Origin of the sequence: Aureliella helgolandensis, assembly GCF_007752135.1 — a bacterium.
In the GTDB taxonomy this organism is placed as follows: Bacteria; Planctomycetota; Planctomycetia; order Pirellulales; family Pirellulaceae; genus Aureliella; species Aureliella helgolandensis.
This window is the reverse complement of sequence record NZ_CP036298.1, coordinates 1,294,624-1,314,739: the sequence shown is the minus strand read 5'-3', so window position 1 is coordinate 1,314,739 and position 20,116 is coordinate 1,294,624. Positions and strand designations below refer to the sequence as shown.

Annotated in this window: 15 protein-coding genes; 8 read left to right on the top strand and 7 right to left on the bottom strand. The window is 56.6% G+C overall.

From position 1 onward, the window contains the following. Window positions 1–57: 57 nt before the first annotated feature. From Q31a_RS04625 to Q31a_RS04600, 6 genes are all read right to left on the bottom strand, one after another. Window positions 58–1,293 (bottom strand): A24 family peptidase, encoded by a 1,236-nt coding sequence (locus tag Q31a_RS04625; protein WP_197356208.1) that lies wholly within the window; start codon window positions 1,291–1,293, stop codon window positions 58–60. Between the two features lie 82 nt (window positions 1,294–1,375). Next, window positions 1,376–2,548, bottom strand: coding sequence for a hypothetical protein (locus Q31a_RS04620; protein ID WP_145074702.1), 1,173 nt, complete (start codon window positions 2,546–2,548; stop codon window positions 1,376–1,378). A 157-nt stretch (window positions 2,549–2,705) separates the two neighbouring features. After that, window positions 2,706–2,939 carry a DNA gyrase inhibitor YacG gene (locus Q31a_RS04615; RefSeq protein WP_145074700.1) on the bottom strand — a complete coding sequence of 78 codons (234 nt, stop codon included), beginning with the start codon at window positions 2,937–2,939 and terminating at the stop codon, window positions 2,706–2,708. Between the two features lie 335 nt (window positions 2,940–3,274). Then, entirely contained in the window at window positions 3,275–5,938 is a 2,664-nt protein-coding gene (locus tag Q31a_RS04610) for a sulfatase-like hydrolase/transferase (RefSeq protein ID WP_145074697.1), read from the bottom strand. Window positions 5,939–6,203: 265 nt separating this feature from the next. Next, window positions 6,204–7,178 (bottom strand): DMT family transporter, encoded by a 975-nt coding sequence (locus Q31a_RS04605; protein ID WP_145074694.1) that lies wholly within the window; start codon window positions 7,176–7,178, stop codon window positions 6,204–6,206. Next, window positions 7,175–8,665, bottom strand: coding sequence for a sulfatase (locus tag Q31a_RS04600; protein ID WP_145074691.1), 1,491 nt, complete (start codon window positions 8,663–8,665; stop codon window positions 7,175–7,177). Before Q31a_RS04600 ends, Q31a_RS04605 begins: the two co-directional genes overlap by 4 nt. A gap of 269 nt (window positions 8,666–8,934) precedes the next feature. On the opposite strand from Q31a_RS04600, the gene Q31a_RS04595 reads away from it, so the two are divergent. From Q31a_RS04595 to Q31a_RS04580, 4 genes are all read left to right on the top strand, one after another. Further along, window positions 8,935–10,584, top strand: coding sequence for an AMP-binding protein (locus Q31a_RS04595; protein ID WP_231691065.1), 1,650 nt, complete (start codon window positions 8,935–8,937; stop codon window positions 10,582–10,584). A gap of 478 nt (window positions 10,585–11,062) precedes the next feature. Then, window positions 11,063–12,379, top strand: a complete 1,317-nt coding sequence (locus Q31a_RS04590; protein WP_231691064.1) for an outer membrane protein assembly factor BamB family protein — start codon at window positions 11,063–11,065, stop codon at window positions 12,377–12,379. A gap of 115 nt (window positions 12,380–12,494) precedes the next feature. Beyond that, window positions 12,495–13,019 (top strand): hypothetical protein, encoded by a 525-nt coding sequence (locus Q31a_RS04585; RefSeq protein ID WP_145074685.1) that lies wholly within the window; start codon window positions 12,495–12,497, stop codon window positions 13,017–13,019. A 135-nt stretch (window positions 13,020–13,154) separates the two neighbouring features. Then, window positions 13,155–13,604: a hypothetical protein gene (locus Q31a_RS04580; RefSeq protein WP_145074682.1), complete on the top strand. Its 450-nt coding sequence runs from the start codon at window positions 13,155–13,157 to the stop codon at window positions 13,602–13,604. A gap of 143 nt (window positions 13,605–13,747) precedes the next feature. Here Q31a_RS04580 and Q31a_RS04575 read toward each other — a convergent pair whose 3' ends face one another. Next, entirely contained in the window at window positions 13,748–14,407 is a 660-nt protein-coding gene (locus Q31a_RS04575; RefSeq protein ID WP_145074679.1) for a tRNA (adenine(22)-N(1))-methyltransferase, read from the bottom strand. Between the two features lie 184 nt (window positions 14,408–14,591). Between Q31a_RS04575 and Q31a_RS04570 the strand changes: the two genes are divergently transcribed. From Q31a_RS04570 to Q31a_RS04555, 4 genes are all read left to right on the top strand, one after another. Then, entirely contained in the window at window positions 14,592–16,415 is a 1,824-nt protein-coding gene (locus Q31a_RS04570) for a hypothetical protein (protein ID WP_197356204.1), read from the top strand. Then, the gene (locus tag Q31a_RS04565; protein ID WP_145074673.1) at window positions 16,412–17,788 is read left to right on the top strand and encodes a DUF1800 domain-containing protein; all 1,377 of its coding nucleotides are present in this window, start codon (window positions 16,412–16,414) and stop codon (window positions 17,786–17,788) included. Before Q31a_RS04570 ends, Q31a_RS04565 begins: the two co-directional genes overlap by 4 nt. A 3-nt stretch (window positions 17,789–17,791) precedes the next feature. After that, window positions 17,792–19,033, top strand: a complete 1,242-nt coding sequence (locus Q31a_RS04560; protein WP_145074670.1) for a DUF1501 domain-containing protein — start codon at window positions 17,792–17,794, stop codon at window positions 19,031–19,033. A 115-nt stretch (window positions 19,034–19,148) separates the two neighbouring features. Then, window positions 19,149–20,033 carry an alpha/beta hydrolase family protein gene (locus Q31a_RS04555; protein WP_145074667.1) on the top strand — a complete coding sequence of 295 codons (885 nt, stop codon included), beginning with the start codon at window positions 19,149–19,151 and terminating at the stop codon, window positions 20,031–20,033. The last annotated feature ends 83 nt before the right edge of the window (window positions 20,034–20,116 follow it).

Below are 20,116 nucleotides of genomic sequence, written 5' to 3'. Positions count from 1 at the left end.
TTGAGAATAGTCGTCTCTCGACACCCCCAACCTCCCCCAGACCCCAAAATCGCCCAACTACTCGTCTGTTTGGGAAGAGGAATCCACCGATGGTAGCAATTCTCCGGCATCCTCCAGGGGGGGGCGGTAACTGAGGATTCGATAAAGCAGGCAAACTACGGCCACCCCCAACGCCCCCAAGACTTGCCGAATCACCTCTGGCCAGCTTGCCGGCAAGACATCGAAGCGCATTAACGCGGCCCAATTCGCACGAAACAGCAGTAAGCCGAACCAAACCCAAACCGTTAAATCTCCCAAGCTGACACGGTTCCGGAAACGTCGAAACAGCAGGCTCGCCAGGCAACCGGAAAGCACGATGCACCAGCCGAGCGAGACCACGGCCTGCCAGCCCACGATGGCCCCTGCCACGCCCAGCGCGCCCATCCATTGCCGAGCCCCCCGCGTAACCGCATTCTGAGCCAGTAGACGTGGGTCAAAACCTGGGTAGACGATCGGTGCCACGAGCCTTGCAAGGGCTATGCCCGCCACCAGGCCGCACAACAGGCTCGCCACCGCATCCAAGCGGGCATCGGTCAGAGATAATTCGCCAGACACTCTCCACTTCACAATGATCACCGCAGGCAGCACCAAAGTACTGACCACCCAAGGCACCAACGACCAGAGGTAGAGCTTCAACGGAACGCTCTTGCCGCGAACTGCAATTAAAGCTGCCCCAATCAACCCGCTGATGGCAAACAAGTAGCTGCCGAGCCTCAGCGCAATTTCTGGAGTGACCGTTAGCCGCAAAAATCCATTGCCGCGGGCCCCCCAACTGCCGCCTGGCAGATTGCTCCCGCCGCTTGCGAACTCGGTCACGTAGATCCATAAAAAGACGAGGGCAACCGCCAGTTCTACAAGAGGATACTGGATCGAGATTGGCAATCGACAGCAGCGACATCTTCCGCGCAGCTGGATCCAAGCCAGCACGGGCACATTGTCGGTCCCGTCAATCGGTGTGTTGCAATACGGACACCCGGAGTGCCCCCCAATGTTTCTTCCCAACGGTAAACGATAGGCAACCACGTTCAAAAAGCTGCCAATGGAAGCTCCCACGGCAACGAACCAAGCGGCAACCGTCGCATCGAGCAGGGCGGTAACTAGGCACAGCCCCCAATCGGTACCGTACGAACGGCGCCCATAGGTCATGCCGGCAAGCAAGGTCTGCCCAACGATGTAGAGCACGACGCACGAAACAATCGCCAGCCAAGCAAATCGATAGGGCCAATTGGGACGACGTTTGCGTTGTCGGGGCATGCGAGGCAGCTACGTTCTGAAAGTTTGTAGATCGAAAAAGGCTTCAGGCTGGGCTAGAAGGTGCAGGCTACCCCCTGAGCAACTACGAACTCTCCGAACCGGGCGACTCAGAAGTAGCGTCCTGATCGGTCGATGATGGAGGAGTGGTTGTGCTGGCCGCAGTCCGTTCCGCCGCAGTTGGGATCGCGGGCAACGACTCTTCAATCGGACTTTCCAACAGTTCCATTTCATCCAACTCGGTATGATCCACAGATTTCCGTAGGATGAGATAGGTTGCGGCGGCCCCAGTCCAAAAGAAGCTGAACCAATACGCTGCAACTAGCCATTCGGTCAGTTGCCCCCCGAGCACCAATCCAAATCGCGAAGCGTCCGTGACACCGCCAGCTGTAAACACAAAACTGTGACTGACAAAGAACCAGCCAGCATGGAGCGACCAGAAAACGAGTTGTCCGCCAACAGATCCAATCGCTAACAACGCCAAGATGCAGATGGCCGCTTCAATAGGGCGCTGGAAGAAATAGGCATTCGACCTACTAAACCCTTCGAAAGCATCGGCCTTGCGCTCCAGGGAAATTGCCACCACACTCAGGGGAAAGCCAACAACGGCGCTGACGACCATTCTACCGATCGCAAAAACCAACGGGAAACAGGCCAACACTCCCACGGCTCCGATGGTGGCCCCCACGGCTCCGAACCGGGCCACAACCCCCAGCAGGAATACGGGGATCAACAAAGCACAGATGCCCACCAAGTGCATTCCAGACGACCACAGGTAGCTCGCCCAGCGAGAGGAGACGAGGCGAACCGATTCTCCCCAAGCCGCCACCGTGCGTTGGCCAAGCTCAACTGCGCCACGTCGAGCAATCACGCCACCAAACAGGGCAAAGGTTAATGTCTGCCACACAAGCTGAAACGTTACAAAGCCCAACTCACGGATTCCAAACTGCTCGAAAGTCTGGAATTCAGAAAAAAAACGCTCCAGGGCTCCGCCCAATTGCCAGGAGAACGCCGTCGGTGCCGCAACGATTGCTTGCCCCGAAGCCTGCCATGCCGGCGAGAGCAACCAATCTCCCAACCGCCAGCCACCTACAGCGACCAGAATCGCCACCAGGCTCAGCACGAGTGCAAAAGCGCGCATCGCAGGATGAATTGCCCGCGTCAGTGGGTACCACCACCAAGCCGAACGATCCCAACTAATTTCCACTCGAGGTATGTGGCGATCTTCGAAAGGTGTTTCTTCGACGCTGTGGGTCATCTTATGAGATCAGTGAGTAAATGTCGTGCGGCCGATTGGTGGGTTGGGGCCCTTGAACGCAAAGCATCCTTGAGGCGTCTCTAGTAATGGAACTGGGAACAGGTGCTGCCGGCTCAAGGACCGGTAACCGATCAACCACTCATCCCTAAGCCGCCTGCTAGGCATCGTGCCAGCCAGGAGGCAGCTTGGGCGTCCTGGTCGGTTCGACCTCAGCTTCCGATTCGTCATTCTCGTCGCAAGTTACCGCATGCTCCTCATTTAGCCAACGCCCCAAGTCGATCAGACGACAGCGGTCACTGCAGAATGGAAGGAATTTTGGAGCGTTGTCGGTTTCCACCAACATCTGACACGTGGGACAGCGAGGCCGGAAGGTACTATTGCTGGCATTCATTGGCGCTAGAGCGAATCCAAGAGAGGGGTAGGGTGTCGCACGGCTCTTGCCTAGGCGTCGAACCTAAGAACATACCCCCAATCCCTCGACCCGCCAAGACTTTCCAACTCGGCACGCGGGTGATTTCACTCCCCCGAACCTCAGCCTAGCTGCTTGTCGATCGAGGAACCCGCCGCGCGACCGCCTATGGATATTTCGAGCGTTTGGAGTTTTTTATGGGGTGGTAGCGTCCCCAGTTCCCCAGTTGCAGCTACCACCTGTCCTGGCTCACCGGCGGGTTGCGCTTTCGACGCTCGTTGATGCACCCCAGTCCTCTCACCTCGCCCGCTCGCGCGTCAATCTTGAGGGCGCCCGGCCTCCTCCAAGAGTCGCAATTGCAGGTCGACCAGTAACGGACGGTTTTGGGGCGGCTCAACCCCATTGTTGCCCTGCTCATGCTTGCGGAACAGGTACAGATAGGTTTCGTTCTGTGGTCGATGCATCTCAAAGAAGAGACGATTGGCCTCAACGGCTAGGGGCTCCAGGCGCGTCATGAGCGATCCCGCAACCTCCGCTCCCGCTCCCACGGCGGATTGCGCAAACTGACTAGCCCAAGCTTGATATCCCGCTGGACTAACATACTGCGCCTGCTCAAACCAACTTGTGTGCAGTTCAGGTAGCCGCACGACGATCGTGGGGGTCAGCTTGCTAGTACGCTTCGCAACCTCCCCAATGGCCTCGTCCAGCGAGGTGCGCCGCGTCTCGTACTTGCGCTGCACCTCCGGCCAATCGATGCCAGTGGCCGTAGCTGGGGTATCCACCACCAACTCGGGCACTTCGCACAACACCACTTCCCGGCCAGCACTTTTCTGCTCCAAGACCAATGCTTGCAGCTCCTCCTGAAAACTCGCAATCGCAATCGTCTCGTCCAACGCTTCACTCATTCCATAGGCCACGACCACCACACTCGGCTGGGCTAATTGAAGGTCCGCGGTACGTCGGGACTTGCCATCCCCTGGCGCTCCGAAGACCGCGCGAGCCCGACCGCTGGCATCGTCGCCGCTCCATGCGAGGTTGCAGAAGGTCAGTCCAGAGAGTGGGGCACGGGCGGCGAACTCCGACTCCAGCCGCCCGGTCTCCTGGGCTCTTTCGAAGAGCGTCCCGCCCAGCCAGGCCACGCGATCGCCCGGTACCAACCAGTTTGGCAATTCAGCCGACTCGGGCCGCTGCTCCCCTAAATAATTAGCATAGACCACGAACGCCCCTACCTCCTGGCTTCCATGCTCGGTCCCCAGCAGCTTGGTTGACAGCCGAAACTCTCCAGCCTCCAGCTGCATGGTGATCGGTGCTACCACAGCCCGTGGGTGTGTCTCGACCGTCTGCACAGACTCGCCGATCTGCAGGACCGCTTTATTGCCGTTCAATGCCAACGGGGCTTCGAGAGGCTGACGGGCGAGCAAGAATTGGTACCACCCCGGGCGATCGACGCTAATTTCCCAATAGCCATTCGTGGCAGGCTGCTTGAGGATCATCTTCTGATTCCACGGTGGTTGCGGCCCATGCCAATCGTGGGCCGTGAGCGTAACCTGTCCAACACCAGGAGAGCCGATTGGTATCCGCGAGTACTGGTCCGGATTGGGAGCACAATCCCTCCACCACGCCTCATAGACGGCTCGCAATTGCCTTACCTTATCGGGATGCGCGTCGGCAAGGTCCTGCGTCTGTCCTGGATCTTGCTTCAGTGAATAGAGCTCCTTGCCATCAATCAATCGCCAGTCCTCCAACAACACCGCACTCTTGGTCCACAACCGCGGACGCTCGACGCGATGCGATTGGACAACCAGGGAGCGTGGCTCCGACGCCTGCGTTCGATGCACATCGTCGAGTAGATTTCGACCATCGAGATGCTCGGCGGGATGGGTATCAATTCCAGCGATCCCCGCCAAGGTTGGGAGCAGATCGACATGGGCAGCTAGCCCATCAAATTCGGTGTCAGCCATCCGCCCGTCGGGAAAGCGAATGAAGCAAGGAACTCGGTGTCCACCTTCATAGGCCTGGCCTTTAGTACCACGCATACCAGCATTAAATCCACTCCACTCGCCTTCCTTGCCTTGGGGGCGATAGCCTGCCGCCGTACCATTGTCGGTCATGAACACGACAATCGTGTCGCGCGACAGCGACTGATCCTCGAGCAACTGCAGCAGTCCCTTGAAGTTGTCATCAATATTGGAGATCATGCCATAGAAGCTCGCCATCGGCTCTGGCACCCCTTGCTCCAGATACGGCTGCTTGTAGCTCTCTTCGACATAGTAGGGACCATGCGGGGCATTGGTGGCCAGATAGCAAAAGAATGGCTGCTCTCGATCGTCCAGAATAAACTCCTCAGCTGCCCGAAAGAACACATCGGTGCAATAGCCTCGCACCGGTGTTAAACGCGATGCAGCAACGGAACTCCGCTCCTCCCGCGAGTCATTTTCGGCGGCTGCTTGTCCAGCGTTCCCACTAGCCAGATAGACATCATCAAAATAGTCGTTTCCCCACACATCGGGTGTCTGTCCTACGCCACCGCCACCATGATGGAGCGTTACGTCAAATCCGCGGTCTTGGGGGCGGTAGGGGTAGTTGTCCCCCAAATGCCACTTCCCGAACATTCCCGTGCGATACCCCGAGGCCTGGAAGACTTGGGGCATCGTCACGGCATCGGCGCGCATAATACTGCGTCCCATGATCGTGTGCCACACTCCAACCCGCAGGGGAAACTGCCCCGACATCAAGGCGGAACGAGTCTCCGCACACGTCGGCTCCACATGAAAATCGGTCAATCGCAAACTCTGGCGAGCGAACTGATCCAAGGTCGGAGTTTGAATCATCGAATTCCCATGCACCCCCAGATCGCCGTACCCCTGATCATCCGTCATGACCAACAGCACGTTCGGTTGTCGGGCGGAGCAAAACGACGCTAGGCACAGCCACTGCGTGGACAGCACCATCAGCAGGTTGCAGAGTATAGATCGGTACATCGAAGTCTCTTCTCAGGTGGGGAGGTCGGAACAGCGTGCAAGGGCTGCATGGACGCGCGCCGGGCGGGAGATGAATCGCTCGCAGCGCCAGCCAATGGGGAGCTTAGGCCCCATTTCGTGATCCAGGCTAGGCGATCGATTATAGCAGAAAGTAAAACAGCCTCGACGGCCGCCAACGAAAGCCACCCTCGCAGGGGAGAGTCACCGACTCCATCCGCCGGGAGACGTACCTCTCCCAGACACCGTTGCCGGAACCACCGAAAGTTTACGGTTTTAAGCGTTTGGCCGCCGGCCGCATCAGCTTGGGACGCGTGGAGCGGGTGCCGGCGATGATCAGCCCGGCAGCCGTCAATGCCAAGCCGAGCTGTACCATGGGGGAGAGTTGTTCACCAAAAATCAACCAACCCGCAATGGCCGCCATCCCCGCTTGCGTGGCATTGAGGAGTTGCACGTACAGCACGGGGAGTTGCTGAAGGGCTTTGGCGAGCAAGAGAAAGGCTAGCGCATTGAAGGCGCCACCGGCAAACATAATCGCAAAATCCACCCCCGCGGTCGCCAACATGCCTGGCACACCGACGGTGAATAGGGCCCAGGTTCCAAGCAACCCCGTGCCAACAACACTCAACACAAATAGCGTCGAGATCATCGGCATGCCGGCCTGCATGCTGCGACGCATCATCGTGCCCAGGAATGCATACGCGATGCCAGCGGCCATATTTCCGCAGACCGCCAAAACAATCTGCCAAACCTGGACATCGGGTTGATTGGAAACGGAGCTCTGAGCACCACGGGTCAGGATCACTGCCGCGACAATCAACAACACAACGGCCAAGAGCGTGCGTGGCCGAACGGGTTCTCCCAGCACGACGCGACCAATCAAAGCCCCGCCCACCAGCATCGCTCCCAGGATCATGGGCACCGAGATTGCCAGTCCAAGAATGGAAAGCGACCACTGAAAGGCGACATTTCCGAAAATTTGCGCACAAAATCCGGTAACGATGAGCCAGAGAATATCGCTGCGGGTCGACCATAACACCTGACCACGCCAGTAGCGCAGAAAGACCAGCGGAGCAACCATCAAGAACGTTGGAATAGCTTTGATGGCTGAGACCCAAACGGGATCGACATGCACGACCTGCCGCAAGCAGATATTGGCTGCGGTGTATAGAACGGCGGCACACACTCCACACGCGAGCCCTAATCTCGAGACCTTAGCCAGAGTGGACGAAGATTCACTCACTCTTGTTTGCTGGCCGCATTGCGTTTGCCACCTTTTCCTTTAGCAGGACGCGTTTTAATCTCATCTTCCGCCGCCGGCAGAGCCCGCGCAAGCCTAGCTTTGACATCGGCCAGTTCGGCCCGCCCCGCCACATTGTGCCATTCATTGGGGTCTTGGGTTGTGTCGTAAAGCTCTTCGGTGCCGTCCGCGTAGCGGATCAATCGATAGCGTTGATCCATGGCGGCGTGATTGCCACGACCGTGGGTGCAGATGGCCACATGCTCCCACTCTGCAGCCGGATCACGGAGGAGCGGCAACAGGCTGGGCCCCCTTACATGCTCCGGCGTAGGCACGCCCGCCAACTGGCAAAGTGTGGGATAGACACTCAAGTAATCAACGGCTGCCGCACAGCGAGTACCAGGTGTAGTAACGCCAGGTGCAGCAATGGCAAAGGAAGTGTGCGTGGTGTCATTCCACAATGCAAACTTACGCCAATGCTGCTTTTCTCCCAAAGCCCAGCCGTGGTCGGTCCACCACACCACGATCGTGTTCTCAGCTCGAGGGCTGTGCTCCAATCCCTCCAGCAGGCGGCCAACTTGGTCATCCAAAAATGAGATGGTTGCCAGGTATCCCTGCACGCCCTTCTTCCATTCACCAGCTGCTACCACGGCCCGATGATCGCCATCGGCACCAGCCATCTTCCGCCCTGCAGCTGGAATGTCGTCTAAGTCCGACTCGGTCGTTAGGGGGAGTTGAATTTCATCGAGTGGAAACCGGTCGAAGTACTCTTGCGGCACGTACCAAGGCAAGTGAGGTTTGACATACCCCACGGCCAAGAACATCGGCTCGTCAACTGGCTGGTGCTGCAATTTGTCGATGGCCCAGTCGGTCAGCTGGTAATCCCCCATCTCCGAGGCTGGAATATCGAGCGGTCCCCAATCGAAGTGACTGCGGGAAAGCCCATTTCGATTCGGCTCACCACCGTGCTTCGTCGAGAAGCGGCCGCCCCAGTCGGTCCACGTGTCGCCGCGACCTTCACTCGTGGTACCATGGTAGATTTTCCCGCCACCGAACGCTTTATACCCCTGCGCCAGAAAGTGGCGGTTGAGGGTCAACGTCTCACGCATCACGCTCTGTGCCGGATCGCTATTGAGATAGATTCCAGTCTCCCAGGGACGAATGCCACTCATGAGTCCGGCTCGCGACGGATTACAGGCAGGAGCCACACAGTGAGCATTGGTAAAGACCACGCCGCGCTCCACCAATCGATCGATATGGGGAGTCTGCGACTGAGGGTGCCCGGCTAGGTGACCGGTCCAATCATTGAGATCATCGACGGCAATGAACAACACATCCGGCAGTTGCTTGCGCACCGAATCACCGCGAGGGTCCCCCTCATTCCTGGCCCCCTCATCCCGCGTCTGCCCATACGCAACACAAGCAACAATCACCCAACTAGCACTCAAGTACAACACCGATTTCAAAATGCGGGGAATCGGGTTACGCAATTTCGGTCTCCGGACATTGTGAGGAGTGCTAGGCAGTGGACGCTATTCACTGGTTTGGCGTGTCATTGTATCACTTCTTCAGGCGTTTGGCTTCGTGCTGCCCAACTCCCCCGAATTGACACGCATCAGTCGTTTAAGGTTTAATTCGTGCGGTTCGATGGAAAAGCATGTAGGATCCTTGCTCGATACTGGCTCCTACGCGGCGTCCCCCCAAGAACCGTGACAGAACAGTCTGCCCACAGAAAGCTCTCTTTGTGCCGGAAATCGACGTGCCTGAAATCGACCGCGCTGCCACGCAGCCCTCGTCAACTGAAACTGAATTCGATCACTCGACGCCGGTGGTAACGCTTCGTTTATTGCGGCAATTGAAGCAGCGAGGCAAGCGTTTAAAAACAGCCGATTCCACGGGTGTCAAACTGAGCGGTCAAGAGTTACTCGTACGCACACTGGCGCTGCGCAACTATTTGGTGCGAGCCGCGCTCGCCGAAGATGAAAAACATGTGGGCATCTTTCTACCGCCGGTCGTACCGGCCGTTGCCGCGAATTTTGCATTGGCACTGGCCGACCGCGTCGCGGTCAACCTGAACTATACGGTCACTTCAGAAGTGCTGCAGCAGTGCTGTGCGGCGGCGGGATTAAAACACGTCATCACCAGTCGCAAATTCATGGAGAAAGTGGGAGTCGACCTGGGCTGCCCCTTGATCTACTTGGAAGATGTTAAGGAAGAGATCTCGGTCGGGGATAAACTCTTTGCATTTCTCAATGCGAATTTTCGTTCTGCCGATGGCCTGCACAGAGCATTGGGCTTATCGCATCAACGCCATTGCGACCCACTGACTATTATTTTCACTTCGGGGTCGACCGGCATCCCCAAGGGTGTTGTCCTGACCGGTGGCAACATCACCAGCAACATTCTGGCGATCGACGAAGCGATCCATCTCAATGAGGACGATATGGTGCTGGGCATTCTCCCCTTCTTCCATTCGTTCGGCTACACCGTCACGCTCTGGTCGGCGCTCACACTCCCCTGCGCTACAGCTTTCCATTTCAGCCCCCTGGAAGCCCGGCCTATCGGTAAATTGGCGGAAAACTTCGGAGCCACCGTGCTCCTGGCCACCCCCACCTTCTTGCGATCCTATGTACGCCGCGTTGAACCGAAACAATTCAAAACACTCGAAGTAGTGGTCGTGGGTGCCGAGAAAATGCCGCTCGATCTCTTCGGTGAATTTGAGCAAAAGTTTGGCGTGCGACCGGTCGAGGGTTACGGAACCACCGAGCTCAGCCCATTGGTTTCCGTCAACATCCCTCCGTCGCGTCAAGGGAACCGTCCGACGGTCGGTCTGCGTGAGGGAAGCGTCGGCCAAGCCTGCAATCGGATCGAAGCCCGGACGGTCGATTTGGACAATGACCATGTGCTACCTGCCGAACAACCTGGTTTACTGGAAATCCGTGGCCCCAACGTCATGCAAGGCTACTTGAACCAACCCGACTTAACCGCGGAAGTAATGCACGATGGCTGGTACCGCACCGGCGATGTGGCGTTCATCGATCGCGAGGGGTTTATTCATATCACCGGCCGACTAAGCCGATTTTCCAAAATTGCCGGAGAGATGGTGCCTCACATCCAGATTGAGGAAGCTCTAGCCCAGATCGTGGGAACCGATGAAGAGGGGACATTGCGGGTGGCGGTTACCAGTGTGCCCGACATCAAACGGGGCGAACGCCTGATCGTGCTGCACACCGAATTGCCTCGGCCCAAATCAGAAATCCTGCGAATGCTCAGCGCCGCAGGCCTCCCCAATCTCTACCTACCTAGTGAGGATAGCTTCCTGCAAGTGGAAGCCATCCCTATCCTAGGAAGCGGTAAATTGGACTTGAAGGGAATCAAATCCACTGCCGAACAATGGGTCGCCGATTAGTTAGCGATGGAGCTGATATCCACAACTTCCCCGTCGCTGCGGTTCAACAGCCGACAGCCAATTGGAATTGCTTCCCAGAAGTTCGTAGTCCCGCGAACTCGATTCGGTCGGATTCGTCCGAACATCTTGCGTAACATTCGTAATGGATCCGCGAGGGAATCGAGAACCTTTCATGAAGGCTGCGGTCTAAAACCGGCAACGTCCCGCTGCCGCTTCCAGCCCACGGGGATGAGTTTCGGGGCGAACCGCGTCGGGGACACCGGCCCCTGGAGACTGCCCTGCGATCCAGTACTTTCTTAAAATCGCTGGATGAACCGCACTGAACTCTCGCCAGGATGAGGCTAGCGGTGTTATTTCCCGCAATTATCGCCCCGCGCAACGCCAATGGCTCTCCCTGTTTCGTTTAGAATGGGTGCAGCAACGCTTGGCGCCCCTGCAACACCCCTCCGGCTCTCCACTCGAACACCTACTGAATGCCATGATGTCCACTAGAGTGCCCCCATCCCATATTCGTTCTGCCTCACAAGCCGTGGTGACATTAGCTTTTGCAGCTTCCTGGTCGCTGCTGGCGCTTCAGGCCCAAGGGCAGGCTGCGGACCTAACGTCGGCAGATAGCTGGCGTGAATTCCGTGGCAATTCCGCCAACGGACTCGCCTTGTTGGCCCAACTTCCAACGCACTGGTCCGAGGAAGACAATTGCGTGTGGAAAACTGCCATTCACGGCCGTGGATGGTCTTCGCCTGTCGCCTCGGACGGCGAGGTCTGGCTAACCACGGCATCGGAGGATGGCAGCCAGCTTTCCGTGCTATGCATCGACTTTGCTACCGGCGCCATCAAGCACGATCGACTGCTCTACGACAACAACACCCCTCAACCCGATCACCACGCGACGAACACCTACGCTTCTCCAACTCCCATCTTGGACGAGCAACATGTGTATGTCCATTTCGGATCGTACGGCACCGCTTGTCTCGACCGCAATACAGTGGAAACGATATGGGAACGACGCGATTTACCCTGCAACCACTTCCGAGGGCCAGGCAGCTCGCCGATCCTGTATGAAAACAAATTGATCTTTCACATGGATGGCTTTGATTTTCAATACGCCATAGCGCTCGACCGACACACAGGGCAGACGATCTGGAAAGTCGATCGAGATATCGACTATGGCACCGACAACGGAGATTTCTACAAAGCCTACTCAACCCCCATCATCATCCAAGTCGGAGGAGTCGATCAGCTGATCAGCCCAGCCAGCAAGACTCTACTAGCCCTCAATCCGGACACCGGTGAAGAGTTCTGGCGGGTCCGCTACGACGAGCATTCGACCACCGTCAGACCGCTGTTCGATGGCGAGAGAATTTACTTCAGCAGTGGTTTCAGCAAAGCACAGATGTTGTGCGTTAGAGTCGATGGGCAGGGCGATGTCACCGACACGCATGTCCAGTGGAGCCAACGCAAGGGCATCGGCGCCAAGCCCAGTCCGGTACTGGTCGCAGGGCGCTTGTTCGACGTCACCGATGATGGCATCCTAGAGCGACTCGACCTGGAGACCGGCGAGATTGTTTGGAAAGAGCGATTGGGAGGCAAGTTCAGCGCATCACTGCTTGCCACGAAAACTCACCTCTACGCGTTTGATCATGACGGCAAGGGCTACGTGTACACGCTCGGCGATACTCCGCAACTCGTATCGGAAAACACACTCCCCAGTGGCTGCAACGCCTCTCCGGCGGTCATTGGAGATTCTCTAATCGTAAGAACCACGACCCATCTCTATCGCTTTGAAAATCGATAAAACGCTGGCAACAACCTTCCGCGTCATGAATCCGCGTAGACGCGAATACCAGTCTCGTAAGCCTGCTGAATGAACGCGTTCTTGCATTAAGGGTAAACCACGACGAGGAACTCCCATGCAATCGCCCTCTAATGCTCCTAGCCCACGGAGGCTGCAATTTGGAATTCGCACGTTCCTAATCAGCGTTGCGGTAGTCGCAGTATTGCTCGCAGCCGCAAATGCAATTCTCGTTCCGTGGTACTTGGATCGATACCAGATCGCCATGTTGAAGACCGTCAATGCCCAAGTCTTTACAGAGCCGCGGGGCCAGTTTTTACTTCGGCAGTTGGTGGGAGACACATTCTCTGGGCGGTCGATTTATCTGCACTTGAATGATCCCCGAATTGATGACGGTTGGCTGAAGAACATCGGTGGCATGCCACACATTGAAGTTTTATCGATCAAGAGCTCAGCTCTGACCGACACCGGATTGATGGAACTCAGGAGCTGGCCGAAACTCCAGAATCTCAACCTCGTCGATACCAAGGTGACCGATTCCGGAATTGCCGCTCTCCGGCAATCCCTCCCCAGTCTTCGACTTGTGCAATCGCGACAGACTGCACCGCAGAGCAAAATCCGCGGTCAACGCCCTTTCAGGTGAATACAAATGTTTGAGCCATAACGACAATCTGGGCTTCACCTTTCAGAACATTTTGGATTGGCCCCTTCCATTCCTGCGACGACAGCAATTGACCCAATTGGCCTCCCCAAGGGTCGCTACTCGGACACGGTTACGATGATGCGCAGCCTACAATTCAATTTGAAAACCTTGATGCTGTCGGTCTCCCTTGCTGCAGTATTAGTTTGGACCATCTTAATGGTCATTGCCCGCACTCGCCATAATTTCGAAGTGACTCGCAGCGCGTACGCTGCCCAGGCGGTAGCTTATATGTGCATTGAACACATGAGAGCGAACGACAATTCTTGGCCGAAAAACTGGAGCGAACTCGACGATGATTTCGCAGTAGGAATAGCGAGCTCTGGTCAACAATGGACCTGGGAATTCCCCGACCTCCAGCATCGCGTCGACGTTGACTGGCTTGTCGATCCGGCACAACTTCGCACGGAACCGACTCTCCGTCCCATCATTTGGATTGCAGATGCCCCCGAACGCGAATGCTTTATGGCGTCTCCCAATGAAATTGTGTTGCGGTATCTTGCTTCCACTTCCGTCTCGACCGAATAGAAATGCACAGCAGTCTCGTAGCGAGCCGCTGAATGCCGCTCCGCACCTTCCTCAGTAGGGTGTCGACGCGCAATTGTTGAAAGCAATGCGGAAGCCAACGGACGGCCTTGGGCCACCTACGCCCCAGGCATCAGCGGGCAAAATCACTGCTGCACACCTGACAAAATTTGATGGAGGAGCTGCAGCCGCTGGGCGTTGTCTGGCCCCAAGCGTTTGAAGTCACTCCAATAGCGTTTTTCTTCGCGGAGGCGAGCCACGAACTCGGGCTCCCACCGCCGAATTAAATGCGGCCCCCAGAGCAACGCGGCTTCGCGTCCCAGCCCCTCGTAGGCAGGATCACGAGCGTCTTGTGCCTGTTCAAAGCGGAGGATGGGGTAGGGCCAGTGTCCGTAGACCAACTGTTCGTCGCACAGATGAAAACCATTTCGCAGCCCCCATGCGCGTAACACTTCAGGGCAACGATTGGGCTGCAACACGACCAACGGGGGCACTCGGGAGGGAAACGCCTGGAGGATGTTTAAAATGGATTCTGCCCCCATGCCACAGATACTGAGACTATTCGCCTCGCCGTGCTGCACTCCTTCTAAACCATCCGCGAAACGCACTTCCGCATTCACTCCCGCCAGGGTATGCCTCGAGTTTTCGAAGGGCTGGCGTTTATTCTCAATGGCGATACCACGACGGATTCGTCCGGCCGCCAAGAGGGCCTTTAAGAGATGGCCATGGTCGGAACCAATATCGACGTGCACCTCGGAGCGGAGCTGTCGCGCGACAGCTTTCAATCGATCATCTAGGTGCGGCATGCGTAATTCGCTTTCAATCGACGCGCTGGAGCGATCTCCACCTCTCAGCAGCGCTCAGGTTAGGTCAAGCGCGAACATTTCCGACAGTTTGTTACAGACTGATACCAAGCGACAACAACCGCTGGAGAATAGACTCATAGGTATAGAATTGCAACCGTCCCCCTTCCGCAAGAGCAACTCCCTCATGACCGGCCAGCCATTGACGATGCAGAAAATTCGGATGCACAGTTTTTATTGCGGCCGCAGCGCTCTTGCACTCCTAGCGCTCGGGTTGCTCCCCGGCTGGTTGGTTGCCAGCGAAGCGGCCGAGGAAGCGCGCAGCAGCGCCAGCTTGCTGCCCCCCACCATCGTGGCCTATGCAGAGGTCAATCACATTGGAGCCACGCTGGACCTGGTCCTGAACCACCCACTCCGCGAGCGTCTGTCGGCCATGCCCGCTTACGCTGCCGCAACGCAGAACGAAGGCTTTCAGAAGCTCACCATGGGTGTCCAGGCCTTCGAGGCCAACATGAGGCGTCCTTGGCCCGAAGCTCTAGCGACGGTTGCGGACCGAGGCATCACCTTAGCAGTGGACCGGGAGCAGAGGGGACTGGCCGTGCTGGTCCAATCCACCGACAAGAATGCGATCGACCGTTTGAAGGGTTTCGTGCTAGCCATTCGAATGTTGCAGGCAGGAGGCGTTCCCGCCCAAGAAGCCGACTACCGCGGGTTTCCGGTACACAACCTCAACGAGGAATTCAAACTGGTGCAGCTCGACCATTGGTTGGTGCTAACCAATCGACGCGAGCTTGGCAAAGCCATCATCGATCAGTATGTCGAGGGCACTGAAAATTGCTTGCAGAACAGCCCGGCTTTTGCCGAGGCGGTACAAGCTAAGGAACCATCGGACAACGCCGACGCAGTCGTAGCCTATCTCGATATTCAGGCTATCCGCGAAGCTGGGGTCGCTAAGAAGCTGTTCACCGAAAGGATCGACAACTACTTCGGAGAACTTGCCTTGGGAGGTATCCTCGCCAACTTGCGTCAGACGCCCCATGTCACCGGACGATTAAAGCTAGATTCCAACGGAATGAAATTGCAGTTAGAAACTCCTCATGATCGGGCTTGGGAAACGCCTCGCGAATATTCCTTTGGAGCCCCCGAACTCGCCTCCGCCCCTGAATTGCTTCAAGTAGAGAATAGACTGTTCGCCCTATCCGCTCACCGCGATCTATCTCAGATGTGGCTGCAAGCTGGAGACTTACTGGGCGACAAGGCGAGCGATCAATTGACGCAAACCGACTCGCAGTTGACCACTTTTTTCAGTGGCAAGGACTTTGGCGAAGACATTCTGGGTGCATTTCGAAGTTCGCTCCAGATCGTGGGCAGCACCCAAGACTTCACCGACACTCTTCCCAAACCAGCAATCCAATTGCCGGCATTTGCGATTCAGTTTCGCATGCGAGATTCCACCGAAACGACTCCCTCCCTCCGCAGGGTCTTTCAGAGTTTCATCGGCTTTCTCAACATTACAGGGGCCATGAACGGTCAACCCCAACTCGACCTAGGGATGGAAGTCCAAGACGCGGCTCAATTGATCACTGCGACCTACGTACCGGAGCACGAGGAGCGTGAGAGCCAGCGTGCTCCCATCAATTTCAATTTCTCACCGACGCTAGCCTTTGCTGGCGAGCGGATCATCTTCTCCAGCACGACAGCCTTGGCACGAGAATTGGTGGGTTTGGCCCCCAACCTCTCAGCAGAGCGGCGGTCGCAGGAGACGGCAATGAACACTGCAGTCATCTTGGAAGCGGGGGCATTGCACGAGGTCTTGCAGGCGAACAAACAGCAGTTAATTGCCAACAGCATGCTCGAAAAAGGGCAGCCTCGCGAAGCAGCCGAAGGAGAGATTGGACTCTTGCTCGATCTCCTCACCTTCCTCCGTGACGCGCAGGTCTCTCTTAAAGTGTCGGAGGCGCAGCTAACTCTGGATGCAGAAATCCAGTTCAACGTGGAGCAGGTCCAATGAGCGAATCCCTGAGCATGCAACGCATTGATCCTGAATGGGCTTGGTCCCCTTTCGAACCGAGCTCGAAAATCCCGTGGGATGATGCGAGGGCGGCACATCTCTTTCGCCGCGCCGGCCTGGGCGCTGACCACAACGTGCTGATTGACGCACGGCAGCGTCCGCCCGTAGTCATCGTCCAAGAATTGCTGGCGCAGAACACCGAAGAGAGCGACTTCCGGGCAACTGCAAACCTGCTGGCCGAAACAGTCATGGCGGGTGGAGATCCGCGGCAACTGTCTGCCGCTTGGGTCTATCGCTTTCTGTATACGCCCAACCAGCTTCTGGAAAAGATGACTCTATTTTGGCATGGCCATTTTGCAACCAGCGCAGAAAAGGTACAAAATGCCCGCATGATGTGGAATCAGAATCAATTTTTGCGGGAGCACGCGCTCGGAGAATTCAGTGAATTGGTGCAACGGATTTCCAAAGATCCAGCCATGCTGATCTACCTCGATTCCGCGGTGAATCGCAAGGCACACCCCAACGAGAATTTCGCTCGAGAGTTGATGGAGCTCTTTTGCCTGGGCGAAGGAAACTACAGTGAATCCGATATTCAAGAACTTGCCCGATGCTTTACCGGGTGGGAGGTCAAGAATAAGCGTTTCCGCAAAAACAGGTACCAACAGGACTCCGGGACGAAATCGATCCTGGGACAAAGCGGTGCATTCGATGGCGAAGACGGAATTGAAATTGTCTTGGAACAACCACAACTCGAATTATTTCTCGTTCGCAAGTGGTATCGCTTCTTTATCAGCGACGAACCCGCGCCTGCGGATGAGTTGCTGCAACCCTTAGCGAACACCTTTCGAGAACAGGGGCTGCGAATTGCCCCTGTGTTGCAGCAACTCCTGAGCAGCAATCTATTCTTTTCCCAGCACGCGATGGGGCGGAAAATCCGCTCTCCAGTAGAGCTCATCCTCGGCTCTCTCCGTTGTCTGAGCGCCACCACCAATACTCAAACCCTCGCATCCGGCTTGCTGGAACTTGGCCAGGGCTTGTTCTACCCACCCAATGTTAAGGGATGGGATGGCGGACGCACGTGGATTAATTCTTCCACGTTATTGGGACGTGCCAATCTTATCTCCAAAGTTTTAGCGGATGACTCAACTCGATTCGCCGGCATGAGCTTCAGCGACTATCTGGAGGCACGACAAATTGGGACTCCGCGGCAAACGATCGAATACTTGAGCCGCTGCTTGCTGGCTATCCCCTTGAGCGATGCAACGCAGCACCAATTGCTACAATCGTACGAGCGATCCTCGGGAGGGAAAGAACTGAAGCTTCGCGCCCTGCTGCACGCCGTCACCTCCCTACCGGAATGCCAATTAGGTTAAACCATGCACATTTCAATCAATTCATCCCGGCGTCGCTTCTTGAAGTCCTCTCTGGGTGGCGCGACGGCTGTTGGCATTGGCGCTGCGGTTCCAGCCTGCTTTGCCGAAGCTGCTCAACGTGGAAATACTCGCGATGAGCGGATTCTGGTGGTGGTTCAACTATCGGGAGGAAACGATGGTCTAAACACCGTGATCCCCTATACAGACGAAGAGTACCGGCGGGCCCGTCCCAAGTTGGCGATCGAGAAATCTTCCGTTATTCCATGTGGTAACGACCTTGGATTGCATCCCGCGATGTCCGGCATGGGGAACCTCTACGAGGCTGGACAATTGGCGATTATTCAAGGGGTGGGCTACGACCAGCCCAATCGTTCGCATTTTGAATCGATGGATATTTGGCACACCTGCCGCCGCAAGGACCAACCGCGTCCCGACGGTTGGCTGGGACGCTTGTTGGACACGCTGCAGGAGTCCGCTGGTGGAGATGTCCCCGCGCTGCATTTGGGTCGTGAGCAACAACCCTTTGCGGTCGTGTCCCAACGTGTTCGCGTTCCAACCGTTCGAGAGCTGGCTGAATTTCAACTTCAAGGTGCCAATCGAGACGCATTGCGCAAATTGCTCGACAGCCAGATTCCATCAAAACGGCAGGAAACGGATTCCAATGCTTTGCTGAGCTTCCTGCAGGCGAGTACAACCTCAGCATTGGTGGCTAGCCAACGCGTCGCTGAAGCGGCGGAAAGCTATCACAGCGAGGTGACCTACCCCGAGAGTGAATTGGGTAAAAAATTACAAGTGATCGCACAGTTGATTGATGCTGGGCTCCAGACACGAGTCTACTATGTACAGTTGGATGGTTTTGACACGCATGCACAACAACCAGCGACCCATGAAATCCTTCTGCGCGAGTGGAGCGATGCGGTCAGCGCCTTGATCCGCGATCTCGACGCTCATTCCCATGCAGACCGAGTCTGCGTGATGACCTTTAGCGAATTTGGCCGGCGCGTGGCTGAGAATGCGAGTGCCGGGACCGACCATGGTGCGGCGGGCCCCATGTTTCTGTGCGGTGGCGGCGTGCGGGCGGGTGTGACCGGAGATCCCCCGAATCTGGTCGATCTGCACGATGGCGATTTACAGCACCAGTTCGATTTTCGGCAAGTGTATGCCTCCGTCCTGGATGCCTGGTTCCGAACCGCCCCAGGCCCTATCGTGGGGGAAGGCTACGATCCCCTGAATTTGTTCATGTGACCACTGCTGCATGCAGCCAAGTGATTTGCCGCTCGAGATGTCCCCAACTCCCTGCCCGCCCCCCCCCTGCACACCAACTCCCTGCACACCTTCGTCAAACCGAAAGTCCTCCCACATGCCAAAGCTTGCACTCCGACAACTCCCCCTGCTGCTGACCGCCATCCTGCCACTCTTCTGCGAGGGTCGAACCCTTGCCGAAAATCCGAAGATCACCCCTGACGTGGTATACGGTCACAAGCTTGGGCTGGCGATGACATGCGATGTTTTTGCCCCCACTCAAAACTCCAATGGTGCTGCGGTGTTGTACATGGTCAGTGGTGGCTGGTATTCCAACTGGACGCCGCCTGAGCAGATGCAAGTCCGTTTACGTCCCCTAACCGACCAGGGTTTTACCGTGTTTGCGGTGCGTCATGGCAGCAGTCCTCGGTTTTCGATCGCGGAAGCAGTTTCCGATGTTCGGCGCAGCGTTCGGTACATCCGATTGCATGCAGAGGAGTTCAGCATTGCCCCCAATCGCATAGGAGTGTTTGGGTTGAGCGCCGGAGGACATCTCTCGCTAATGCTGGGAACCGCGTCGGACGAGGGCCAGCCCAGCGCTGCGGATCCTGTGGAACGCGTTAGTGATCGAGTCCAAGCTGTGGTGGCCTATGTGGCTCCCACCGATTTAAGAGCCATGGGAACCGATGCTCCCAACCGCCTACCCGCTTACGAAAAATTCCCAGCCCTGCAGCTCCCCATGCAGGACTTGGAACCAGATTCCCCACTGCTGCATGTTTCGCACGACGATCCCCCCACCCTTCTCCTAGCAGGCACTAAGGACGCGCTGGTGCCGGTGGAACATAGTCGAAACATTCAAGCCGCATTTGAAAAGGCAGAAGTAAAGAGTCAACTGATCGAATTCCCAGAAGCCGGGCATGGCTTCGAAGGTGAGGACGCGCAGAAATCAACGCAAGCAATGGTCGACTGGTTTACAACTCACTTGGTAAAACAATCCGAGTAGAGTGCGCAACAAACTGGTGCGCAACAAACTGGTGCGCAACAAGCTGATGCGCAACAAGCTGATGCGCAATGCTTAAGCCTCCT

Bases quoted from the DNA above. Each gene is read 5' to 3' on its own strand.
- Q31a_RS04625 (WP_197356208.1), bottom strand. From the start codon at position 1,293: ATGCCCCGACAACGCAAACGTCGTCCCAATTGGCCCTATCGATTTGCT.
- Q31a_RS04620 (WP_145074702.1), bottom strand. From the start codon at position 2,548: ATGACCCACAGCGTCGAAGAAACACCTTTCGAAGATCGCCACATACCT.
- Q31a_RS04615 (WP_145074700.1), bottom strand. From the start codon at position 2,939: ATGAATGCCAGCAATAGTACCTTCCGGCCTCGCTGTCCCACGTGTCAG.
- Q31a_RS04610 (WP_145074697.1), bottom strand. From the start codon at position 5,938: ATGTACCGATCTATACTCTGCAACCTGCTGATGGTGCTGTCCACGCAG.
- Q31a_RS04590 (WP_231691064.1), top strand. From the start codon at position 11,063: ATGATGTCCACTAGAGTGCCCCCATCCCATATTCGTTCTGCCTCACAA.
- Q31a_RS04585 (WP_145074685.1), top strand. From the start codon at position 12,495: ATGCAATCGCCCTCTAATGCTCCTAGCCCACGGAGGCTGCAATTTGGA.
- Q31a_RS04580 (WP_145074682.1), top strand. From the start codon at position 13,155: ATGATGCGCAGCCTACAATTCAATTTGAAAACCTTGATGCTGTCGGTC.
- Q31a_RS04575 (WP_145074679.1), bottom strand. From the start codon at position 14,407: ATGCCGCACCTAGATGATCGATTGAAAGCTGTCGCGCGACAGCTCCGC.
- Q31a_RS04570 (WP_197356204.1), top strand. From the start codon at position 14,592: ATGACCGGCCAGCCATTGACGATGCAGAAAATTCGGATGCACAGTTTT.
- Q31a_RS04565 (WP_145074673.1), top strand. From the start codon at position 16,412: ATGAGCGAATCCCTGAGCATGCAACGCATTGATCCTGAATGGGCTTGG.
- Q31a_RS04560 (WP_145074670.1), top strand. From the start codon at position 17,792: ATGCACATTTCAATCAATTCATCCCGGCGTCGCTTCTTGAAGTCCTCT.
- Q31a_RS04555 (WP_145074667.1), top strand. From the start codon at position 19,149: ATGCCAAAGCTTGCACTCCGACAACTCCCCCTGCTGCTGACCGCCATC.